This is a genomic window from Marinimicrobium sp. LS-A18, assembly GCF_000463525.1.
In the GTDB taxonomy this organism is placed as follows: domain Bacteria; phylum Pseudomonadota; class Gammaproteobacteria; order Pseudomonadales; family Cellvibrionaceae; genus Marinimicrobium; species Marinimicrobium koreense.
In genome coordinates, this window is sequence record NZ_AWEP01000002.1 from 949,164 (window position 1) to 969,710 (window position 20,547).

General features: G+C 60.3%; 20 protein-coding genes and 1 tRNA gene. 9 read left to right on the plus strand and 12 right to left on the minus strand.

The window, feature by feature from the left end; translation table 11 throughout:
• Positions 1-642, minus strand: a complete 642-nt coding sequence (locus N645_RS0104170) for an HAD-IA family hydrolase (protein ID WP_024460256.1) — start codon at positions 640-642, stop codon at positions 1-3.
• 56 nt (positions 643-698) lie between these two features.
• Positions 699-1,691, minus strand: a complete 993-nt coding sequence (rluC, locus tag N645_RS0104175) for a 23S rRNA pseudouridine(955/2504/2580) synthase RluC (RefSeq protein WP_051174317.1) — start codon at positions 1,689-1,691, stop codon at positions 699-701.
• Between the two features lie 792 nt (positions 1,692-2,483).
• On the opposite strand from rluC, the gene rne reads away from it, so the two are divergent.
• From rne to N645_RS0104215, 7 genes are all read left to right on the plus strand, one after another.
• Complete coding sequence (gene rne, locus N645_RS0104185) at positions 2,484-5,639, plus strand: ribonuclease E (protein WP_024460258.1); 3,156 nt, start codon at positions 2,484-2,486, stop codon at positions 5,637-5,639.
• Positions 5,640-5,788: 149 nt separating this feature from the next.
• Positions 5,789-5,879, plus strand: a tRNA-Ser gene (locus N645_RS0104190).
• Between the two features lie 205 nt (positions 5,880-6,084).
• Positions 6,085-6,768, plus strand: a complete 684-nt coding sequence (locus N645_RS0104195) for a Bax inhibitor-1/YccA family protein (protein WP_024460259.1) — start codon at positions 6,085-6,087, stop codon at positions 6,766-6,768.
• A 68-nt stretch (positions 6,769-6,836) separates the two neighbouring features.
• On the plus strand, positions 6,837-7,229 hold the full coding sequence (tusD, locus tag N645_RS0104200; protein ID WP_024460260.1) for a sulfurtransferase complex subunit TusD: 393 nt from the start codon (positions 6,837-6,839) through the stop codon (positions 7,227-7,229).
• Between the two features lie 16 nt (positions 7,230-7,245).
• Complete coding sequence (gene tusC, locus N645_RS0104205; RefSeq protein ID WP_024460261.1) at positions 7,246-7,608, plus strand: sulfurtransferase complex subunit TusC; 363 nt, start codon at positions 7,246-7,248, stop codon at positions 7,606-7,608.
• A gap of 11 nt (positions 7,609-7,619) precedes the next feature.
• Positions 7,620-7,928 carry a sulfurtransferase complex subunit TusB gene (gene tusB, locus N645_RS0104210; protein WP_024460262.1) on the plus strand — a complete coding sequence of 103 codons (309 nt, stop codon included), beginning with the start codon at positions 7,620-7,622 and terminating at the stop codon, positions 7,926-7,928.
• 1 nt (position 7,929) lies between these two features.
• Complete coding sequence (locus N645_RS0104215) at positions 7,930-8,262, plus strand: TusE/DsrC/DsvC family sulfur relay protein (protein WP_024460263.1); 333 nt, start codon at positions 7,930-7,932, stop codon at positions 8,260-8,262.
• Positions 8,263-8,274: 12 nt separating this feature from the next.
• Here the strand turns inward: N645_RS0104215 and N645_RS0104220 are convergent, their stop codons facing one another.
• The 6 genes from N645_RS0104220 to N645_RS0104245 form a co-directional block, all read right to left on the minus strand.
• Positions 8,275-9,648, minus strand: coding sequence for a sodium:alanine symporter family protein (locus tag N645_RS0104220; RefSeq protein WP_238559197.1), 1,374 nt, complete (start codon positions 9,646-9,648; stop codon positions 8,275-8,277).
• Positions 9,649-9,651: 3 nt separating this feature from the next.
• The gene (yajC, locus tag N645_RS0104225) at positions 9,652-9,981 is read right to left on the minus strand and encodes a preprotein translocase subunit YajC (protein WP_024460265.1); all 330 of its coding nucleotides are present in this window, start codon (positions 9,979-9,981) and stop codon (positions 9,652-9,654) included.
• Between the two features lie 146 nt (positions 9,982-10,127).
• On the minus strand, positions 10,128-10,571 hold the full coding sequence (locus N645_RS0104230; protein WP_024460266.1) for an AraC family transcriptional regulator: 444 nt from the start codon (positions 10,569-10,571) through the stop codon (positions 10,128-10,130).
• A gap of 357 nt (positions 10,572-10,928) precedes the next feature.
• Positions 10,929-11,411, minus strand: a complete 483-nt coding sequence (gene bcp, locus N645_RS0104235) for a thioredoxin-dependent thiol peroxidase (protein WP_024460267.1) — start codon at positions 11,409-11,411, stop codon at positions 10,929-10,931.
• Between the two features lie 82 nt (positions 11,412-11,493).
• Complete coding sequence (locus tag N645_RS0104240) at positions 11,494-12,375, minus strand: carbon-nitrogen hydrolase (RefSeq protein ID WP_024460268.1); 882 nt, start codon at positions 12,373-12,375, stop codon at positions 11,494-11,496.
• Positions 12,362-13,405 (minus strand): agmatine/peptidylarginine deiminase, encoded by a 1,044-nt coding sequence (locus N645_RS0104245; RefSeq protein WP_024460269.1) that lies wholly within the window; start codon positions 13,403-13,405, stop codon positions 12,362-12,364. The genes N645_RS0104240 and N645_RS0104245 overlap by 14 nt, the downstream gene beginning before the upstream one ends.
• Positions 13,406-13,558: 153 nt before the next feature.
• Here N645_RS0104245 and N645_RS0104250 point away from each other — a divergent pair, with 153 nt between their 5' ends.
• Positions 13,559-14,038, plus strand: a complete 480-nt coding sequence (locus tag N645_RS0104250; RefSeq protein WP_024460270.1) for a hypothetical protein — start codon at positions 13,559-13,561, stop codon at positions 14,036-14,038.
• 6 nt (positions 14,039-14,044) lie between these two features.
• Here N645_RS0104250 and N645_RS0104255 read toward each other — a convergent pair whose 3' ends face one another.
• Genes N645_RS0104255 through N645_RS0104270 form a run of 4 tightly spaced genes read right to left on the minus strand, consistent with a single transcriptional unit; the run spans position 14,045 to position 17,046 of the window.
• Complete coding sequence (locus tag N645_RS0104255) at positions 14,045-14,863, minus strand: methyltransferase domain-containing protein (RefSeq protein WP_024460271.1); 819 nt, start codon at positions 14,861-14,863, stop codon at positions 14,045-14,047.
• Between the two features lie 8 nt (positions 14,864-14,871).
• On the minus strand, positions 14,872-15,483 hold the full coding sequence (locus N645_RS0104260) for a tRNA-(ms[2]io[6]A)-hydroxylase (RefSeq protein ID WP_024460272.1): 612 nt from the start codon (positions 15,481-15,483) through the stop codon (positions 14,872-14,874).
• Positions 15,484-15,497: 14 nt separating this feature from the next.
• Positions 15,498-15,986: a DUF1289 domain-containing protein gene (locus N645_RS0104265; protein WP_024460273.1), complete on the minus strand. Its 489-nt coding sequence runs from the start codon at positions 15,984-15,986 to the stop codon at positions 15,498-15,500.
• Between the two features lies 1 nt (position 15,987).
• Entirely contained in the window at positions 15,988-17,046 is a 1,059-nt protein-coding gene (locus N645_RS0104270) for an SMP-30/gluconolactonase/LRE family protein (protein ID WP_024460274.1), read from the minus strand.
• A 771-nt stretch (positions 17,047-17,817) separates the two neighbouring features.
• Between N645_RS0104270 and acnB the strand changes: the two genes are divergently transcribed.
• Positions 17,818-20,436: a bifunctional aconitate hydratase 2/2-methylisocitrate dehydratase gene (gene acnB, locus N645_RS0104275; RefSeq protein WP_024460275.1), complete on the plus strand. Its 2,619-nt coding sequence runs from the start codon at positions 17,818-17,820 to the stop codon at positions 20,434-20,436.
• The last annotated feature ends 111 nt before the right edge of the window (positions 20,437-20,547 follow it).

Here is a 20,547-nt window from a genome sequence, read left to right on the forward strand (position 1 = left end):
TTACAACCGATCCCACCGGAGCAGCTCATCGAACTGATCCAGGCAAAGGGCGGGCTCATAGGGATGCAGCCGATCGATCGTATGGGCACCGTAACTGACGGCAATACGATCCATGCCCGCTCGACGCCCCATTTCCATATCGTATTCGGTATCCCCCACCATGACCGCGCTGGACGGCTCGGCCCGAAACGCCTCCAGCAATTGATGAAGCATCAGCGGATGCGGCTTCGAGGCGGTCTCATCGGCGCAGCGGGTGGCGTGAAAAAAACCATCAAGCCCCATAACCTTCAACACCCGGTCCAGCCCCACCCGGCTTTTGCCGGTCGCCACGGCCATCTGATGCCCGTCATCACGCAGCCGGGTCAGCGTTTCCATCACACCGGGGAACAGCTCGGAAGGCTGCGCCTGGTCGGCACGCAGATAGTTCGACCGATACCGATCGCGCAGCAGGCCATGCCCCTCGTCATCCTGATCCGGAAACAATAGATGAAGCGCCTCGGGCAAACCGAGCCCGATGATGTTCTGCACGGCAGCGGCTTCCGGGATCGGCCAACCGAGATCCTCGGCCGACTGTTGCATGGCCCGGGTAATCAGGCCGGTGGAATCGCTCAAAGTGCCATCCCAGTCAAAAATCAACAACAACGCTTATACCTCTTTATAACGTCCATCAAACACTCAAAGCCTCATTCGGATTGGCGTCACTCCTGAGGCGTTTGCGCCAGAACGGCCTGCAGATCATCCGGCAGCGGCGCGACCACGCGCGTCATGTCCGACTGGTCCGGGAGGTAAAAACCCAGCTCCGCGGCATGCAGGAACAGGCGTTTTACGCCCCTCGCCCGCCAACGCCTATTGGCTTCATCATCGCCGTACTTCTCATCCCCAACCAGACTGTGGCCGGCGGACTGGGCATGAACCCGAATCTGGTGAGTCCGCCCGGTAATCAAATGCGCCTCGACCAGGGTCGCCCCCTCAAAGCGCCGCAGAACCCGAAACCGCGTCAGGCTCGGCTTGCCCTCGGGGTGCACCTTGACGATCCGGTCGCCGTTGATTTCCAGGCGCATCAGAGGCGCATCGACTTTGGTTTTACGCTCGGACCAGCGCCCCAGCACCAGCGCCTGATAGATTTTGGTGACACCACTGGCACTCTTGTCTCTGAGTGCCGCCTGCATGTGGCGGAGCATACTGCGCTTTTTTGCCACCATAATGCAGCCGGACGTATCCCGGTCCAACCGGTGGATCAATTCCAGAAAGCGGGCCTCCGGCCTCATCTGCCGCAGCACCTCAATCAACCCCAGACTGACACCGCTCCCGCCGTGAACGGCGAGACCGGGCGGCTTATTGAGCACCAACAGCCCCTCGCTCTCAAACAGGATGGCCTTATCAAGCTGACGAACCAGTTGATCGCTGGGCTTGGGTGCGGGCGCACTCTGGGTCACCCGCACCGGGGGCACGCGCACCTGATCCCCAGAGACCAGGCGATAATCGGGCTTGACCCGACCTTTATTCACCCGCACTTCGCCCTTGCGCAAAATGTTGTACACCCGGGACTTGGGCACCCCCTTTAGGCGAGCCATCAGGAAATTGTCGATTCGCTGACCGGCCTGGTCGGCATCAATCGTCAGCCACTGAACCTGAGTGGGCGGCGTCTGGGGCGGCGGGGCCGACCGGGAGGAAGAGGAGGGTTTAGTCATGGCGCGCATGATAGCGCAAACCGGGCCGGGTCGCGACGGGATACTCCCCGGCGCCAGGCTCGGACCCGAAAACAAAGGCAGATTGAAGCTTTTTGCAATTACTGTTATATTCCGGGCTGCTGGGACAGGCAGGTTTCCGGACAGGTAAGCGTAAATCAGGCCTGTTGCGAGGAAATACCGCTGACAGCAACAGGGCCACTTCGGGCCAGGCGAGATGGTTTACCTCCCCCCGATGTTGGCCAGTGAACTGACAAAACCGGTGCTACCGCAACGACGCCCGAAAGGCCTGCGGGGCACCCCATGACCATCGCGCCAACCGCGTGATAGCCATAGTTGATACTGTACGTGTTTTTGTAGAACTCTGATTTCTACGCATTGCCGGCCAGGTGATTTTCCGGCGTCACAGCGAACATAGGGTCCAGACCAAGATGGTTTCTGGCGGGCCCGAGAGATACCACGTGACGATTCGGCACCCGAACACAACACCGGCACTGCCAGATTCCACGCGGACCCCCCCGCCGAGCCCAGCTCGACCCGGGGAACCGCCTGAAGCCGAAATGAGAAAACTAGAGTTTCATGGAGCAGGATTGCATGACGATCAAGGCAACCGACAGCCCCCTCCGCCGACCGGCTCTTTGCCGGGCGGAGCTTGTGGCTGGCCGTCTGCCTCTGCCCCCAACCCCGACAGGCTCTACCCTGGAGCCCGGTCTGTCCTAAGGTTGTAAAACACAACAGCGTTAACCTTGGTTATTCCGTCGGCCTGGCGCCCCGGACGACTATATTAGGTAACGCATGAAAAGAATGCTCATTAATGCAACTCAACCCGAAGAGTTGCGCGTAGCGCTGGTCGACGGCCAATGGCTGTACGACCTGGACATCGAAAATCGCAATCGAGAGCAGAAAAAAGCCAACATCTACAAAGGCAAAATAACCCGGGTTGAACCCAGCCTGGAAGCCGCCTTTGTTGACTACGGTGCCGAGCGCCACGGCTTTCTCCCCCTGAAAGAAATCTCCCGCGAGTACTTCAGCAAAGCCCCCAACGATGTTGAGGGCCGCATCAAGATCAAGGAAGTGGTCAAAGAAGGTACCGAAGTGATCGTGCAGGTCGACAAAGAGGAACGCGGCAACAAAGGCGCCGCGCTCACCACTTTTGTCAGCCTGGCGGGTCGCTACCTGGTCCTGATGCCCAACAACCCCCGCGCCGGTGGCATTTCCCGCCGCATCGAAGGGGAAGACCGGGCGCAGCTCAAAGATGCCCTGAGCGGCGTCGAAATCCCCTCCGGGATGGGAATCATCATTCGCACCGCCGGCGTTGGCCGCAGCGCGGAAGAGCTTCAATGGGACCTGAACTACCTTCTGCAACTGTGGGAATCGATCGACAAGGCCGCCAAAAGCGCCCCGGCACCGAACTTCCTGTTTCAGGAAAGTAACGTCATCATCCGCGCCATTCGCGACTACCTTCGCCAGGACGTCGGCGAAGTGATCGTGGATAACAAGGAAGCCTTCGATCTGGCCAACGGTTTCATCCAACAGGTGATGCCCAACTTCGGCAGCAAGGTCAAGCTGTACAACGACGACATTCCGCTGTTCAACCGTTACCAGATTGAAAGCCAGATCGAGACCGCGTTTCAGCGCGAAGTCAAACTGCCTTCCGGTGGCTCCATCGTCATTGATGTGACCGAGGCATTGGTGTCCATCGACATCAACTCCTCGCGCGCCACCAAAGGCGGCGACATCGAAGAGACCGCCCTGCAGACCAACCTGGAAGCCGCTGACGAGATCGCCCGGCAATTGCGTTTGCGGGACATGGGCGGCCTGATTGTGATCGACTTTATCGACATGCAGCCGGCCCGCAATCAGCGGGAAGTGGAAAACCGCATGCGCGACGCGTTGAACATGGACCGGGCCCGCGTTCAGGTAGGCCGTATTTCACGCTTTGGTCTGCTCGAAATGTCGCGCCAGCGCCTGCGCCCCTCCCTGGGCGAAGTGCACTCGAAAGTCTGCCCCCGCTGCAACGGTCAGGGCACCATCCGCAGCACCCGCTCTCTGGCCCTGTCGATCCTGCGCCTGGTGGAAGAAGAAGCACAGAAAGAGCGCAGCGCCGAGATCCGCGCGATTGCGCCGGTTTCTGTGGCCACCTATCTGCTCAACGAAAAACGCAAAACCATTTCCAACATCGAGCAGCGCAACAGCACCCGCGTGGTCGTCGTGCCGAACGCCGACATGATGACGCCACACTTCGAAGTTCAGCGTCTGCGCGATGACGACGAGGGCACGCTGGAGACCAGCTACAAAATTGTCGCCACCGCCGACGAACACAGCGAAGAGGAAGTGGAAACCAGCAGCAAGCCGGCCCCCCTGCCCCAGCCCGCTGTGCAACCGGCCGCGCCCACAGAAGCGGCACCCACGCCCGTGGCACCCAAAGAGCCCAGCCTGTGGGAGCGTTTTGTCGCCCTGCTGGTAGGCCTGTTCAAGGGTGATGAAGAGGACAAGAAGTCATCGTCGTCGAAAGGTCGCGGCCATCAACGCAGCCGTCACAGTCGCGGCGGCAACCAGAATCGACGTCGCGAGGGTGGCAACCGCAACCGCCGCGGTGGTCGTCGTGATGAACGCGGCAACCAGCGCGATGGCGACAGTCGCCCTGAAAAGCGTCAGGACAAAGCCGCCGACAAAGCCTCGGACAACACTCAGGACAAAGGGCAGGACAAGAACGCCGAAGGCAACAGCGGCCGCCGCTCCCGTGGTGGCAGAAACCGTCGCGGTGGCGCCGGCAACAAGCCGGAAAACCGCGGTGATAACGGTCAGCCGAAAGACGCCTCACCTCAGAAAGCCGAGGCCGCCGAGGTCAATGAGCCGGCACAAGACCAGGCCGCCAATGAGCAGCAGGAAAACCGGCCACCCAAGCGCCCGGCGGGACGTCGCACCCGCTCCGGCCCCCGTCGCCGCAACCGCCGCGAACTGCCGGAGGAGGTGATCGAGAAGGCCAATGAAATTCAGGCCGCCAATCAGGACACCACCGACAACGTGAAGGCCGAGCGAAGCAATCGGGCCAACCGTGACCAGAAGGCGGACACCGAGGCCCGCAGCGACAATGCGACCGACGACAAGCCCGCCAAGGCGGATACGTCGGCCCGTCGCACTGACACAGGACCAGTGACGGCTCAGGCAGACACAGACCAGAGTGAAGAGCGCGAAGCGCGGCGCACTCGCGGAAACACTGAGGCCCGCAACACCGCGACCACTGAGGAGCCTCAATCTCCGAAGGACGCCGACGCTGAAGCCACCATCAAGCCAACGGCTACGGCGGAACTTCGGGAAGAGGCGCCCCGTCGCGTCAGCCAGCGTCAAGTGGGCGAGCCTCGCCCAACCCAGGACGTCGCTGCCCCGACAGCCGACACAGCAGAAAGCAGCACCACAAAAAGCGATACCAAAGCGGCGCAGAACGCAACGGATACTGAGGCACCCCAGGGCCGCCCGGTAACCGACACGGGCTCGGCTGAAACCGACGCCGAGGTCTCTGCCAAAGCGGTCCAGCCGGCCACGCCAGAGCCGGTCACAGAGCCCGCCAATACCGCCGCCCCGGCGGAGCCCGCAGCGCCCGAGGAAAATGTGCTAGCCGAGGACGAGGCAAGCAAAGAAAGCGTCACCGCCGACACTCAGGAGCCGACAACCGCTGAGGCGCCGGCAGAGGAGACGCAGGAAGTCAGCGCACCGACTCCGGAGCCCGCACCCCGCTCGTCGGCGCGGGCGACCAATGATCCGCGTCTGGCTCCCCAGCCCAAGGTACCGACGGAGATCGTGACCGAGCATCGTCAACGCTCCGCAGCCCAGGCGCTGGATACCCGGCAACCGCCCGCGGTAAGCCACAACCCACGGCCTCTGGCGCGCCCGGCAAATGACCCGCGCAACCGGCAGGCTCCCGAGGTTGAGTCAAGCGCCAGCGAGTAAACCTCGTAACGGCAAGTTCAAAGGGCGCTCTCTTCGGGGAGCGCCCTTTTTTTGGCTCTTCAATCACTACTAAGTCTTCGAAATCCTTGAGTTTTTTTCCGCCCTCCCCTTGCTCCACAGAAAAAGCTCTGTATAATTTGCCCCTCTTCGGAAGGGTGGCAGAGCGGTTGAATGCAGCGGTCTTGAAAACCGCCGTAGGTTAATAGCCTACCCAGGGTTCGAATCCCTGCCCTTCCGCCATATAAAAACCCCCGCCAGCAATGGCGGGGGTTTTTTTATGGCCAAAGGGACGGGTGAGAACCCTCCGTTCGACTAACAAATATTTACACCACCCCCCCTAGAACTCCCCCAACCCGCCCCCATCTAATGCAACAAGCTTGGCAAGTTTCCGCCGGTTCCAGTATGATCTATGTCAGGCAATATTTGTCATCAATGGAGAAAAGCAATGCGAGAGCTCTACACCCAGAATGCCCGTGCTGATATCGGCAGCAGCATTGAGGTCAACAAGGTTTTGCGCAACACCTATATGTTGCTGGCACTGACCCTGGCCTTCAGTGCCGTGACCGCGGGTATCGCCATGGCCATCAATATGTCTCACGGCATGGGGCTGATCATGAGCGTCATTGCCATCGTATTGGTCTGGTTCGTACTGCCCAAAACCGCCAACTCCTCGGCCGGTCTGGGCGTCGTGTTTGCGTTCACCGGTCTGATTGGCGCCAGCCTTGGCCCCATCGTGAATCATTACCTGGCCATGTCCAATGGCGGCTCCATCGTTTTGCAGGCCCTGGGCGGCACGGCGGTCATTTTCCTCGGACTGTCCGGCTACACCCTGACCACCCGCAAGGACTTCAGCTTCCTGCGCGGTTTTGTTGCGGTCGGCATGATGGTGATGATCGCCTGTATGCTGTTGCTGATCGGCGCCTCCCTGTTCGGTTTTGATGTATCCGCCCTGAGCCTGGCCTTCTCTGCCGGTATTGTGTTGCTAATGTCGGCACTGATTCTGTTCCAGACCAGCGCCATTATTCACGGCGGTGAGACCAACTACATCATGGCGACCACGTCACTGTACCTGTCGATCATCAACCTCTTTACCAGCCTGCTGCACCTGCTCGGTGCCAGCAACGAGTAAAGCGGGACGCACCACCATGAAAAAAGCCCCGTAGATCGGGGCTTTTTTTGTTTCAGGAATCAGCGCTGATGAAATTCTCACTCGCCATATACGCCGCACCCTTCAACTCCGAGGCCAGCCAGAGCGCCCTGAACTTCGCGCAGGCACTACTGCGCCAGGGCCACGACATCTATCGCGTTTTTTTCTATCAGGAAGGAGTGGCCATGGGTAATAGGCTCGCCACTCCCGCTCAGGATGAGCAGAACCTGGTGGAGGAATGGCGAACCCTGGCCCGCGAGAACGCCATCGATGTGGTCGTCTGCATTGCCGCAGCGTTGCGTCGAGGCATTCTCAATCAGGAAGAGGCTGACCGTTACGAGCACGATGTTGCGAACCTCGCCCCGGAGTTCAGTTTGAGCGGTCTGGGACAGTGGGTGGACGCCGCGGTTCATGCCGACCGGGTCGTCACGTTTGGTGCCTGATGGAAAGGAGATGGAAATGAGCTGCCGCTTATTGTTCGTGATGCGCCACGCCCCCTACGGTAGCAGCACTGCTCGTGAGGCCCTGGATGCGCTCCTGGCGACCGCGGTATTCGGCCAGGATGTCGGCGTCCTGTTCATGAATGACGGGGTTTTTCAATTGGTGCGGGAACAGTCTCCGGACGCCCTTCCCCAGAAAAATCTGGCGTCGAGCCTGCAGGCATTACCGCTCTACGACGTCGAACGATTGTATGTACACACCCCCTCACTGACTGAGCGGGGTCTGGTAATGTCCGATCTGGTCATGGACAACCTTATCGAGCTGGACAACCGTGCGGTAGGCCGCCTGTTTTCCGAGCAGGACCAACTCCTCAGCTTTTAAGGTCGTTCTTCATGAGCACACTCCATACTGTCAATAAATCCCCGTTTGAACACCGGACCCTGCGCGCCTGTCTTGATGTCTGCCAACCCGGGGACGCGGTGCTTCTGATTGAAGACGGTGTCTACGGCGCCCTGCCCGCTTCACCGGAAGCGGATGCGCTGAACGCCTTGCACGAACGTCAGATTGAAGTGTATGCACTGGAGGCGGACCTCCAGGCTCGCGGCCTGTTGGAACGGATCGCGAACGGGGTGTCGATCGCGGACTATGAGAAATTCGTGGCCCTGACCGTCGCGCACAACACAACCCAGAGCTGGTACTGACATGTCACTGACAGTGGACGGTAAGACGCTGAACACCGACAAGGAAGGCTATCTGAAAGACTTGGGGGACTGGAGCCCGGCGGTCGCTGAAGCGCTGGCCAGTCGCGAAAACATTACCCTGACAGCGGAGCACTGGGACGTGATTGAAGTCCTGCGTGACTTCTACCGCGAGTTCGAACTCTCCCCCGCCATGCGCCCGCTGGTCAAACGGGTGGGACAAAAACTCGGCGCGGACAAAGGGCGCAGCATTTACCTGATGAAACTGTTCCCGCCCAGTCCGGCCAAGATTGCCAGCAAGATCGCCGGGCTGCCCCGTCCGGACAATTGTCTGTAGTCTGCAAGAAGTTTACAGACCGAGGGGCTCGGTATTTTTGCGCGCGAAGTACTCGCGGGTCAGACCCACCACCACACCGGATAGCGCCAGTAGCGCAATCAGATTGGGAATGGCCATCAGGCCATTAAGAATATCCGCAAGAATCCAGACCACACCCAGGCTCATATTGGCGCCGACCGGAATCGCCAGCACCCACAGCACCCGAAACGGCTTCACCACACGCTCCCCCATCAAGTACTGGGCACAGCGCTCACCGTAATAGCTCCAGCCCAACAGGGTTGTGAACGCAAACAATGAGACGCTCAGTGCGATCAGATGTTGCCCCTGGGGAATCACCGATGCGAAGGCCTCCTGGGACATGGCCGCACCCTCGGCTCCCGTCTGCCAAGCCCCCGTGACAATCAACACCAGGCCCGTCACAGTGCACACCACCAGGGTGTCGATGAACGTGCCGAGCATTGCGATCAGCCCCTGGCGTACCGGGCTGTTGGTCTGCGCCGCCGCGTGGGCAATAGGCGCGCTACCCAGGCCCGCCTCGTTAGAGAACACCCCTCGGGCAACCCCGAACTGAATCGCCATCATCACGGTGGCGCCGGCAAAACCGCCGGTCGCCGCGGTCCCGGTGAAAGCGGAGTCAACCACCAACAGGACGGCCGCCGGCAGCACCGGTAAGTGAAGTGCCAGAATCACCAGCCCCGACAGAAGGTAGACGATGGCCATGAACGGTACCAGTTTCCCGGCGACACTGGCCAGACGTTTGATACCACCGATCAGAACGGCGCCCACCAGCGCCATAAGCAGGACACTGGTAATCCAGGGGCTGATGTTGAAACTCTCGGACAGTGCATCGGCAACGGAGTTGGCCTGTACCGTGTTGCCAATACCAAACCCGGCGAGCATGCCAAAAAAAGCGAACAGAGCGCCGAGCCACATCCAGCGCTTGCCCAGACCGTTCTTGATGTAATACATGGGGCCACCGACGTGGCGCCCCTGGTGATCGGTTTCCCGGAACTGGACCGCGCACACCGCTTCGGCGTACTTGGTCGCCATTCCCACCAGGGCACTGCACCACATCCAGAACAACGCACCCGGGCCGCCAATGCCGATGGCGGTGGCGACCCCCACGATGTTGCCCGTACCGATGGTGGCGGAGAGCGCCGTCATGAGTGCGTTAAAGCCGCTGATGTCCCCTTCACCCTGAGCCTGGCGGCCCTGGAAGAGTTGCCGGAACGCGGTGCCGATGCGTCTCAGGGGCATGGCGCCGAGACGCACCATCAGGAAAAGACCGGTGCCCAGAATCAGCACCAGCATGAACTCCCCCCACACCAGGTCACTGAGGGTCTTCAAAAAGCTTTCCAGTGAACGGATGGCGGAGGAGTCAGTCATGGATTAGATGGACTTGATGGTGCCTTTGGGCAGAACGGCGTGAACCGCAACCTTCTGGAACTTCTGCTCAATGTTTTCGCCGGTTTCCAGAACGATGTAGTTGTCGTCAACCTTGAGGATTTTGCCCAGCAGGCCGCTGGTCATGACCACTTCATCACCTTTGCTCAACGCGGACACCAGGTTCTGATGCTCCTTTTGACGCTTGCGCTGCGGGCGGATGATAAACAGGTACATGAACACAAACAGGCCCACAAACATCAGCAGAGTGACCATCGGGTTACCCTGGGGTTGCGCAGCATCTTGAGCCATTGCGGCGGGAATAAAGAAATCCATGAAACAAGCCTCATTCTTCTAGGTCGGAAAAAGGGCTAACTCTACCCTGTTTGCGCGGGGCAGGCAATTACATGGAGGGGGTTGAGCGGTGAAAATCAAGAAGCCTCAGCCGCTGGGGACGGCTGAGGCAATCGCCAAATCTGTGGTCAGGCGTAATCGCGAAACAGCTTGCGGAAGACACTCGGAGAAAGCCCGGTCCACCGCTTGAAAGCGTTGGTGAAACTCGTGCGGTCCGAAAAGTCCAGTGCTTTGGATACCGCATCAACGCTCATATGCTGATCAATGAGAAACTTGATCGCATAATGGAAACGTAGACTGTCCCGCAGTTGGGCAAAGTTTTCGCCCTGCTGCTGCAAACGGCGCTGCAAAGTCCGTTTTGACAGGTCCAGATCCTCGGCAATGTAATCAATTGCCAAAGGGTCCTGACCGACGCGACGGTGCAGAACATCCAGAACCTTGGCGGCGACCCCTTCTGCCGGGGGAATACGCGCTAACTCCAGATATTCATGATAAGACCGGACACCGGGCGTGGCGAACGGGCGTGCCGCACTTTCACTGATTCGATCGTCGATACGCTGTAACTGAATCATACAGGCCTCTCCTTCTGCCAAAAACTCTGGGCATTGAAAATTAATGACGCTGGGTGGTCGCGGAGCGACTGCCAACCGAAGCCGCCAGTAACCGAGCTCGCGCGATCGTTATTGTCGACCAGCGGACAGGCCGATGCCTGAGCCCTGATCGGTCCCGAGGTTTGACGGTCAACCCTGTACCTCGAGGGCTGGGCCCTCAACCTCAAGACAGTTCTAGTATAGGCCAATCAAAGCGCAATTGTCGCTAACGGAGTCAAAAAACCCGACATTCAGCGGGACTAAGATCACATTTTTATTAAAAACCTGATCTTATACCGTAAAAGTCACCCTCGACTCCGATTTGGCCCAACCCGTGCGTCATTCACTTCCAAAATGCTCTCGAACCCAGGTCAGAATGACCTGGTCGTGGTTTTTGGTGGTGAACTTTTCAGGGATGGCCCGCAGACGCCCTTCTTTATCAATGATGAAGGTGGTGCGGATCAGCCCCATGTACTCTTTACCGGCAAACTGCTTCAACCCCCAGACACCATACTTTTCGGCGATCTGGTGCTCCGGGTCGGACAGCAGGTCAAAGGTCAATCCCTGTTTGGCAATAAACTTCTGCAGTGCCGGCTCCTTGTCCGGACTCACTCCCAATACGACCGTATCGTATTGCGCCAGTTCCGCGAGCGAATCGCGCATGCCACAGGCCTGAACGGTGCAGCCCGGGGTGGAGGCCTTGGGATAGAAGTACAACACGATGTTCTGTTTACCCTTGAAGTCTTTCAGGCTGACCGCTTCACCATTCTGATTGTTCAGGGTAAAAGCCGGGGCCAGATTGCCGATTTTCGGTAATGCCATGGTTCGCTCCGAATTGCATTGTCAAAGGTCGTCTTTCGGCATTGCACCGACGTAGTGCAATGCGGTTTTCGGTCACGGGGGCTCAATCCCGGTAGAGCTTGAGCAGGTCCCCGTAGTGATCCACTCGCCGGTCCCGCAGGTAGGGCCAGATGCGTCGCACCTTCTCACTGCGCGCCATATCCAGGGAGACCACGGCGTGCTCCACCTGGTCCGTGCTGCCCCGGTAGAGAAACTCCCCCTGGGGGCCGGCGACAAAGCTGCTACCCCAGAAGTCGATGCCGGAGCCACCGCCGGGATCGGTTTCGTGACCCATGCGGTTGACGCTGACCACGGGCACGCCGTTGGCCACCGCGTGGGCGCGCTGAATGGTGATCCAGGCCTGGCGCTGACGCTCCTGCTCCTCGGGGTCATCTTCCCGACTCCAGCCGATGGCGGTGGGGTAAATGAGCAGTTCCGCCCCCGCCATGGCCATCAGGCGGGCCGCTTCCGGGAACCACTGGTCCCAGCACACCAGAACTCCGAGCTTGCCCACTGAGGTCTGAATGGGCTGAAAGCCCAGATCGCCCGGGGTGAAGTAGAACTTCTCGTAAAAACCCGGATCGTCCGGAATGTGCATTTTGCGATATGTGCCGGCGATGGTGCCATCGCGCTCCAGAACCACCGCTGTGTTGTGATACAGCCCCGGCGCCCGACGCTCGAACAGCGAGGCGACAATCACCAGGTTCAGCTCGCGGGCAAGGGCGCCGAGGCGATCGGTACTGGGGCCGGGAATGGGCTCTGCCAGATCAAACTCGTCCACGTCCTCCTGCTGACAGAAATACAGACCCCGGTGCAATTCCTGCAGCACCACCAACTGGGCGCCCTGCTCCGCCGCGCGGCGGATACCATCAATGGAAGCCTGCAGGTTGGATTCGAGGTCGGCACTGCAGGCGTGCTGAATCAGCCCGACGTTAAGCTGGGTCATAGAGAACTCCCTCGGGTAATTGCATGGTAATACAGTGCAGGCTGCCCCCCTGCTCGATCAGTACCGAGCAGGGAATGCCGAAGATGTGATAACCGGGAAAAACCTGCATCACCTGCTCCAGGGCCTGCTCGTCGCTGGGGCAGTCATACTGCGGCACCAGAACGGCGCCATTGATGATCAGAAAGTTGGCGTAGGTGGCCGACAGGCGCCGGCCGTCGTCGCTGTGTATCGCCCCTGGCCAGGGCAGTGGCACCAGTTGGTAGGGCTCACCATCGGCATCGGTCATCAGGGCCAATTCGGCCTCCATCGCCTTGAGTTCGGCGTAGTGCGAGTCCTCCGGGTCATCGCACTGGACATAGGCAATGACATTGTTCGGGCACAACCGCGCCAGGGTATCGATGTGGCTGTCGGTGTCATCCCCTTCGAGATGGCCGTGCTTGAGCCAATTGACTTTCCGTACCCCGAAGGCTTCCTTCAGACGCGTTTCAATGGCCTCCCGACTCAACCCCGGGTTGCGGTTCTCATTCAACAGGCAGGCTTCGGTGGTGAGCAGCGTGCCGCGCCCGTCGACCTCAATCGAACCGCCCTCCAGCACCCAATCCTGGCGCTTCAGCGCCACCTCGGGAAAGGCGCCGTCGCGATGCAGGCGCTCGGTAATGCCGTTGTCCAGATCGTGGGCAAACTTGCCGCCCCAGCCGTTAAACTGAAAGTCCAACAGCACCGGACGCTCACCCTCGAGCACGGTGAGCGGGCCGTGGTCCCGGGCCCAGGTATCGTTGCTCGGCGCCGGGCGCAGGTGAACGCTGTCCATGGGCACATTCATCGCCTCCAGGCGGCTCTGTATGGCGTCCAGCTCCTGTTCCGGGACGGCTATGATCAGGTCCGCGTAGTCCGCAATCACGGTCACCAGCCCCTCATACAGCGGGATCACCTCATCGAGCAGCGGCGCCCAGTCGCTGTCCCGATGGGGCCAGGTCAGCAGCACCGCATCCTGGGGTTCCCACTCGGCGGGCAGGCGGAATTGTGGCATCAAAACACCTCGTTGGTTCGGCTTCAAAGGGCGGCGATTATAGCGCATCCGGGCCGCTCAGGTCCGCCGCGCCAACACTATCACCCGCCGCTCACCCTCTCTATAATAGCCGCCACTGAATACGTCGCGCTCCAGCGACCGGACGAGCTCACTATGCTTCGATTGCTTATCGCCCTGATTGTCATCATCGGCCTCTGGGCGGCCATGGCCCATATCCGGCGCCTGCCGCCGGCCGAGCGCAAGCGCCTGTACTGGCGCCTCGGTCTGTGGGGCGGCGGCCTGGGACTGATTCTGATGGTTGCCACCGGGCGGGCCCACTGGCTGTTTGCCGTGCTGGGTGCCCTGCTCCCCCTGGCGAAAACCGCCATTGCCCTGGGCCTGCAGTTTTTCCCGCTGTGGAAACAGCGCCAGCAGCAGGCCGGCCCCGCCAGCCCGCCGAGCGGCCCCATGGATGTACGCGAAGCCATGGACACGCTGGGCCTGAAAGGCGACGAACAGACGCTCACCCGGGAGGACATCATCGGTGCCCACCGCAAGCTGATGCAGAAGCTGCACCCGGACCGGGGCGGCAATGACTATCTGGCGGCCAAGGTCAACGAGGCCAAAGAGCTGTTACTCAAACGCCTGAGCTGATGGTGTTCAGGTCACCCGCTTTTTGAGCAATACATGCATATACCGCCCGAGCGAGCGGTACGGCTCCAACTGCGAAAGGCGCAGCTCCTGCTCCAGCACCTTGTCCGGTGCCTGCTCTCTAAGGGCCTTGTCCAGAATGTAGTCGTGAAACACTCGGATACCACTGGTGGCCAGCCGCTCCAACGGCCTCGCCGCCAGCCACTGATCCACCGTCTCCGGATAGAGCGGATTGATGGGTGACAGACTGCCCCGAAACCCGCCGTAATCCCCCCGCTCCACCTTCTTGAAGTTGGCCCGCAGCAGGTTTTTGTACACCGCGCCGTGCAGGTTGTAGTAGCACAGGGAGAGGTGACCGCCGGGCTTGAGCCAGCGAATCAGGTGATCGATCAGGGCTTCCGGATCCAGCACCCACTCAAGTACCGCGTGGCAGATCACCAGATCAAAGGCTTCAGTCTCTTCTGGTAAGGCGTCGTCCAGAGACTGAATGGCGCTCTGCACCAGGGTCACCCGATCGCTGACCCCCAGTTGCTCCGCTTCCGCCCGGGCACCAAGCAGCATCTGCTCAGACAGGTCGCACAGGGTAATGGCATGCCCGGCCCGCGCCAGCGGCAGGGAAAACTGGCCCTGCCCGCCGCCGGCATCCAGAATACGCAGGGGCGGCCGACCGGTGTCGGGCACAAAAGGCGGAAACGGCCAGTGTTGACCAAAGTCGCGGCGCAGCACGCTGAGCCGGATACGCCCTTTGAGCCCACCGTAGACATTGCGGGCGAAACGCTGGGCGAGATCGTCAAAGTTGCGGTCGCCGGTGACCGGTTGCTTGGGCATAGCGTGCCTCAGGCGGCCTGGGGCACGCCGCTGTGAAAGCGGAAGGTGTCATCCGGCGATTCGATCAGCGAGCGCTCCAGCGCCAGAAACTCCTCCACCCGAGCATCGATGGACTCCCCACCGGCGGCCTTGCGGGCCAGCTTGAGGTAGTCCTGAAAGTGCCGGGCCTCGGACTTGAGCAGCGACAGATAAAACCCCTGCAGCTCTTCATCCAGGTGCGGGGCCAGTTTGGCGAAGCGCTCACAGGAGCGGGCTTCGATGATCCCGCCCACGATCAGGGTATCGACGTAGCGCCCCGGCTCGTGGGTACGGATCGGTTTGCGCAGCTCCGAGGCATAGCGGCTGGGGGAAATCTGCCCGTAGGCGATGTCGCGCTTTTGCATCAGGCTCATCACCTGCTCGTAGTGACGCAGCTCTTCCCGGGCCAGGCGGGACATCTTATGCATCATCTCGAAGTCGCCCACATAGCGGTACATCAGCGTCAGCGCGGTGGACGCGGCCTTCTTTTCACAATTGGCATGATCGAGTAACAGCAGCGGCTCATTGGCCAGCGCCCAGCGAACCCAGGCATCCGGCGTTTCGCACTGAAGAAAATTAAGAATAGGTTTTATATCAGTCATTTACATCACAAAGTTCAAGTGTTTTGCGCTGCTTTTTGCATCGCATCCGCGGCCAAACCCGGGGCAATATAGCGCTCGTAGTGCGCGCAGGAAAGCTCGTAATAATCGTGATCGATCTGGTCGCGCAGCTCGGGCAGAGAATACGCCCGCCATTCGGGGCGCACCCGCAGGCCGTAGTGCGCCGGTTCACGGATTTGGCTGGCCCCTGCCTTGAGCAGATCGAAAATCCAGCAGTGCGGGTCCCGATCTTCGTTGAACCGCACCTGCTGGTGGCGGATCTGCTCGTGCAAAACGGCTTCGTCCAGAATCTCGAAGCGTGCCGCCACCACTTGGGTCAGAAAGGCCTCCAGGCGCTTGACGATGATATAGCGCTGCTCCTGGTCGTAGGCATTCCAGTCGATCACCTCGTGGGCAAACCGCTTACAGCCCCGGCACACACTATCCCCGATGCCCGTTGAACAGACACCCACACAGGGGGTTTTGACCCGTTTGAATACTGCCATATCAATAAGGATATCCCGCTACATCCAGTTCAATCTGCCAGAGCGTACCCGCGCCGGTCAGGTACAGCGTCTGACGCTCGGGGCCGCCGAATGCGGCATTGGTGATATTCGCATCGACACGGATCTCCGCCAGGGATTCACCCTCTGGGGAGAACACCCGCACTCGCTGCTCGGTGTGTTCGGTGACATAGATGTTCCCCAGGCAGTCAATCGCCGTACCGTCGGGCACAGTCACCTCGGCCAGATCCCGCTGCCCGGTTACCTGCCTGTCTTCATCCAACGAATAGGCCCTGAGCACGCCCTGCTCGCCGCCGCCGGCGACGTAGAGTGTCTTTTCATCCGGTGACAGGGAGACACCATTGGGGTTGCTCAGGGTATCGTCCACCACGGACACACCGTCGGAATCAATACGATAGACCCGGGTCTTTGGTTGTCCACCCGGCGCCGCCGAGCGCTGAAAGTCCGGATCGGTAAAATAGATCACGCCATCGCGGGTCAGGGTCAGGTCGTTGGGGGAGTTGAACGGGCTGTCCGCATATTCGTCCCAGACGATCTCCCGGTCGCCGGTAGAGAGCTCGTAGCGTGAGATGGCCTTGGCATCGTGGGTGGCGGCCATCAGAAAGCCTTCGGCATCCACGGCCAGACCATTGCTGCCGCTGTTTTCCAGCGCGGTTTCCAGGGTGCCCTCTTCGGTCAGGCGCTGGACTCGCGAGGGGAAGCCTTCCTGAAAGGTGAAATCGGAGAAGTACAGGGACCCACCAATCCACACCGGCCCTTCATACAGGCCCGCTTCTTCCCGGGTGGTGGCGGAGCCCGGAATCCGCTCGGCAGTCAGAGTCCCCGAGGGTGCCTGACCGGCGTCCTGCGGGCACTGCCAATGGCTGTCTGGCGTGGACGCGGTACCGGGATTGTCCGGGTCGCTGTACTCGACTCCACTGGCCGCGGCATTACCGGAGGCTTCGGGTGCCGGCTGCGGTTCTTCAGCGGGTTCACAGCCCCAGAGAATCAGCGCGGTCAGTGCGGCGCTCAGAGGCGCCAGGGCGTGTCGGGTGGTGTTCATGGAGGATGTCCTTGTGCCGATTTTAAGTTATTTATAGCTTTAGGTTTTGAGCGTAACTTATTGATTTTAATGAAATCAAATCGATCAGAAAAGCGAGTATTATTATACCGATCACTTGGATCATGAGCCAGTAACTTTAGTTTGACCGCCAGTCGATCGGCGCTCTTTGCTCCCCCAAAAAGGCGCTCCGATCATAATGCTCCGATGGGGTATAGCCTTGCGAGACACGCCGTGAACCCATCCATGGGGGCTCATCACCCGCCATCCAGGCGGGTGACGGTCTCGCAAGGCTATACCCCATCTCCGCAGTGCGAACGTAACGTTTCGGGAAATAGCACCTTAAGTTCAATTTGGCACTGAGGGCCGGGAAGGGAAAGCCCTTTCAAGACCGTAAGCGGAGGGACTCCGCGCGTCGAGCCCCCAGGGATGGGTTTACGGCGTGTCTTGAAAGGGCTTTCCCTTCCCGGCCCGGGCTTGACGCTTACCACCAGTCTATCTGCCGTAGTCGGCGCGCCTCACAAGGGTATGCCCCGGCGGAGCGCCACAACCGGAGCACCATAAGCATCGAAGCTCCATACAGCCCAACCGGGCGCCCTACACAGTTAAGGGGGGTTACTGTATAATCCGCCGCCGTTGAGCCGTGCCATCAACCGCCTCCCGGGGCGCGGCGCCGGACCCTGGGTCCACTCGCATCCATGACGGTCATGGATAGTCTCTCAAGGCAGAGATCCTGTTGAGAGAGTAACCCCACAAAATCAGAGGAACTCAATCGTGCTTGAAGCCTATCGTACTCACGTCGCGGAACGCGCCGCGGAAGGCGTACCCCCCAAACCGCTGAACGCAGAACAAGTTGCCGAACTGGTCGAACTGCTCAAAAACCCACCCGCTGGCGAAGAAGAGACCCTGGTCGAGCTGATCAGCCACCGCGTCCCCGCCGGTGTGGATGAAGCTGCTTACGTCAAAGCCGCTTTCCTGAGCGCCCTCGTGAAAGGCGAAGCCGAAAGCCCCCTGATCTCCAAAGAACACGCCGTCAAACTGCTGGGCAACATGCACGGCGGTTACAACATCGAAACTCTGGTCGAGCTACTGGACAACACCGCCCTGGCTCCCCTGGCCGCCGACGAGCTCAAGCACACCCTGCTGATGTTCGACGCTTTCCACGACGTGGAAGAAAAAGCCAAAGCCGGCAACGAATTTGCCAAAGGCGTTCTGCAATCCTGGGCCGATGCCGAGTGGTTCACCAAGCGCCAGAAAGTGCCCGAGAGCATCAAGCTGACCGTATTCAAGGTCACCGGTGAAACCAACACTGACGACCTGTCCCCGGCCCAGGACGCCTGGTCCCGCCCGGATATCCCGCTGCACGCCCTGGCGATGTACAAAAACGAGCGCGAAGGCCTGACCCCGGACGAACCCGGCACCATCGGCCCGATCAAGCAGATCGACGAGCTGAAGAAGAAAGGCTACCCGCTGGCCATGGTGGGCGATGTGGTCGGTACCGGCTCCTCGCGTAAATCCGCCACCAACTCCGTGCTCTGGTACATCGGTGAAGACATCCCCGGCGTGCCCAACAAGCGCACTGGCGGTGTGTGCATTGGCAGCAAAGTGGCGCCAATTTTCTACAACACCATGGAAGACGCCGGCGCGCTGGTATTCGAAGCGCCGGTGGACGATCTGAACATGGGCGACGTGATCGAAGTCCGTCCCTATGAAGGCAAGATTCTCAATGGCGAGACCGGCGAGCTGATTTGCGAATTTGGTCTGAAGTCCGAAGTCCTGCTGGACGAAGTCCAGGCCGGCGGCCGGATTCCGCTGATCATCGGTCGCGGTCTGACCGGTAAGGCCCGCGAATCCCTGGGCCTGGCCCCTTCCGAGCTGTTCCGCAAGCCCGAACAGCCCAAGGACACCGGCAAGGGTTACACCCTCGCCCAGAAGATGGTCGGCAAGGCCTGTGGCATGGAAGGTGTGCGTCCCGGTACCTACTGCGAGCCCTACATGACCACCGTCGGCTCCCAGGACACCACCGGCCCCATGACCCGCGATGAGCTGAAAGACCTGGCCTGCCTCGGTTTCTCCGCCGACCTGACCATGCAGTCCTTCTGCCACACCGCCGCCTACCCCAAGCCGGTGGACATTGACACCCAGCACACCCTGCCCGACTTCATCATGACCCGTGGCGGTGTGTCCCTGCGCCCGGCGGACGGCATCATTCACAGCTGGCTGAACCGCATGCTGCTGCCCGATACCGTGGGCACCGGCGGTGACTCCCACACCCGTTTCCCGCTGGGCATCTCCTTCCCGGCCGGTTCCGGCCTGGTGGCCTTTGCCGCGGCTACCGGCGTAATGCCGCTGGATATGCCGGAATCGGTTCTGGTGCGCTTCAAGGGCGACATGCAGCCTGGCATCACCCTGCGTGACCTGGTCAATGCAATCCCCTACTACGCGATCCAGAAAGGTCTGTTGACCGTCGAGAAGAAAGGCAAGAAAAACATCTTCTCCGGCCGCATTCTGGAAGTGGAAGGTCTGCCGGACCTGAAAGTCGAACAGGCCTTCGAAATCTCCGATGCCTCGGCCGAGCGTTCCGCCGCCGGTTGTACCATCAAGCTGGGCAAAGAGCCGATCATCGAGTACCTGAAGTCCAACATCACCATGCTGCGCTGGATGATCGAACAGGGCTACGGCGACGTGCGTACCCTGGAGCGTCGTGCGCGCAAGATGGAAGAGTGGCTGGACAACCCGGAGCTGATGGAAGCCGACGCGGACGCGGAATACACCGAAGTGATCGAAATCGATCTGGCGGAAATCACCGAGCCGCTGCTGGCCTGCCCGAACGATCCGGACGATGTGAAGAAACTGTCCGACGTGCAGGAAACCAAAATCGACGAAGTGTTTATCGGCTCGTGCATGACCAACATCGGTCACTTCCGTGCCGCCGGCAAACTGCTGGAAGCCACCAAAGACGAACTGGCCACCCGCCTCTGGATTGCACCGCCCACCAAGATGGACGAGCACCAGCTGATGGAAGAAGGCTACTTCAACATCTTTGGCAGCAAAGGCGCCCGCACCGAAATGCCCGGCTGCTCCCTGTGCATGGGTAACCAGGCGCGGGTCGCCCCGAACTCCACCGTGGTGTCCACCTCCACCCGTAACTTCCCGAACCGTCTGGGTCAGGGTGCCAACGTCTACCTGGCCTCGGCCGAGTTGGCCGCGGTAGCCGCCATCACCGGCAAGCTGCCCACTCCGGCGGAGTACCTGGAGTACACCAAAGGCCTGAACAGCATGGCCAGCGATATCTACCGCTACCTCAACTTCAACGAAATTGAGGAATACCAGAAGTCTGCGGACGAAGGTAAGCGCATCGCGTCGGTGCAGATTGAGGAAGTGGCGGTGTAAACCGCCCTACCCTCATCGCCCACAAAAAAGCCCGCTGGCGTCTGTCAGCGGGCTTTTTCATTTTTGCGGCGTCGCACAAACTTGCCAATGAGTGGCATAACGCCGTCGTTG

Coding starts and splice junctions, on each gene's coding strand:
- rluC (WP_051174317.1), bottom strand. CDS start 1,691: ATGACTAAACCCTCCTCTTCCTCCCGGTCGGCCCCGCCGCCCCAGACG.
- rne (WP_024460258.1), top strand. CDS start 2,484: ATGAAAAGAATGCTCATTAATGCAACTCAACCCGAAGAGTTGCGCGTA.
- N645_RS0104195 (WP_024460259.1), top strand. CDS start 6,085: ATGCGAGAGCTCTACACCCAGAATGCCCGTGCTGATATCGGCAGCAGC.
- tusD (WP_024460260.1), top strand. CDS start 6,837: ATGAAATTCTCACTCGCCATATACGCCGCACCCTTCAACTCCGAGGCC.
- tusC (WP_024460261.1), top strand. CDS start 7,246: ATGAGCTGCCGCTTATTGTTCGTGATGCGCCACGCCCCCTACGGTAGC.
- tusB (WP_024460262.1), top strand. CDS start 7,620: ATGAGCACACTCCATACTGTCAATAAATCCCCGTTTGAACACCGGACC.
- N645_RS0104215 (WP_024460263.1), top strand. CDS start 7,930: ATGTCACTGACAGTGGACGGTAAGACGCTGAACACCGACAAGGAAGGC.
- N645_RS0104220 (WP_238559197.1), bottom strand. CDS start 9,648: ATGACTGACTCCTCCGCCATCCGTTCACTGGAAAGCTTTTTGAAGACC.
- yajC (WP_024460265.1), bottom strand. CDS start 9,981: ATGGATTTCTTTATTCCCGCCGCAATGGCTCAAGATGCTGCGCAACCC.
- N645_RS0104230 (WP_024460266.1), bottom strand. CDS start 10,571: ATGATTCAGTTACAGCGTATCGACGATCGAATCAGTGAAAGTGCGGCA.
- bcp (WP_024460267.1), bottom strand. CDS start 11,411: ATGGCATTACCGAAAATCGGCAATCTGGCCCCGGCTTTTACCCTGAAC.
- N645_RS0104240 (WP_024460268.1), bottom strand. CDS start 12,375: ATGACCCAGCTTAACGTCGGGCTGATTCAGCACGCCTGCAGTGCCGAC.
- N645_RS0104245 (WP_024460269.1), bottom strand. CDS start 13,405: ATGCCACAATTCCGCCTGCCCGCCGAGTGGGAACCCCAGGATGCGGTG.
- N645_RS0104250 (WP_024460270.1), top strand. CDS start 13,559: ATGCTTCGATTGCTTATCGCCCTGATTGTCATCATCGGCCTCTGGGCG.
- N645_RS0104255 (WP_024460271.1), bottom strand. CDS start 14,863: ATGCCCAAGCAACCGGTCACCGGCGACCGCAACTTTGACGATCTCGCC.
- N645_RS0104260 (WP_024460272.1), bottom strand. CDS start 15,483: ATGACTGATATAAAACCTATTCTTAATTTTCTTCAGTGCGAAACGCCG.
- N645_RS0104265 (WP_024460273.1), bottom strand. CDS start 15,986: ATGGCAGTATTCAAACGGGTCAAAACCCCCTGTGTGGGTGTCTGTTCA.
- N645_RS0104270 (WP_024460274.1), bottom strand. CDS start 17,046: ATGAACACCACCCGACACGCCCTGGCGCCTCTGAGCGCCGCACTGACC.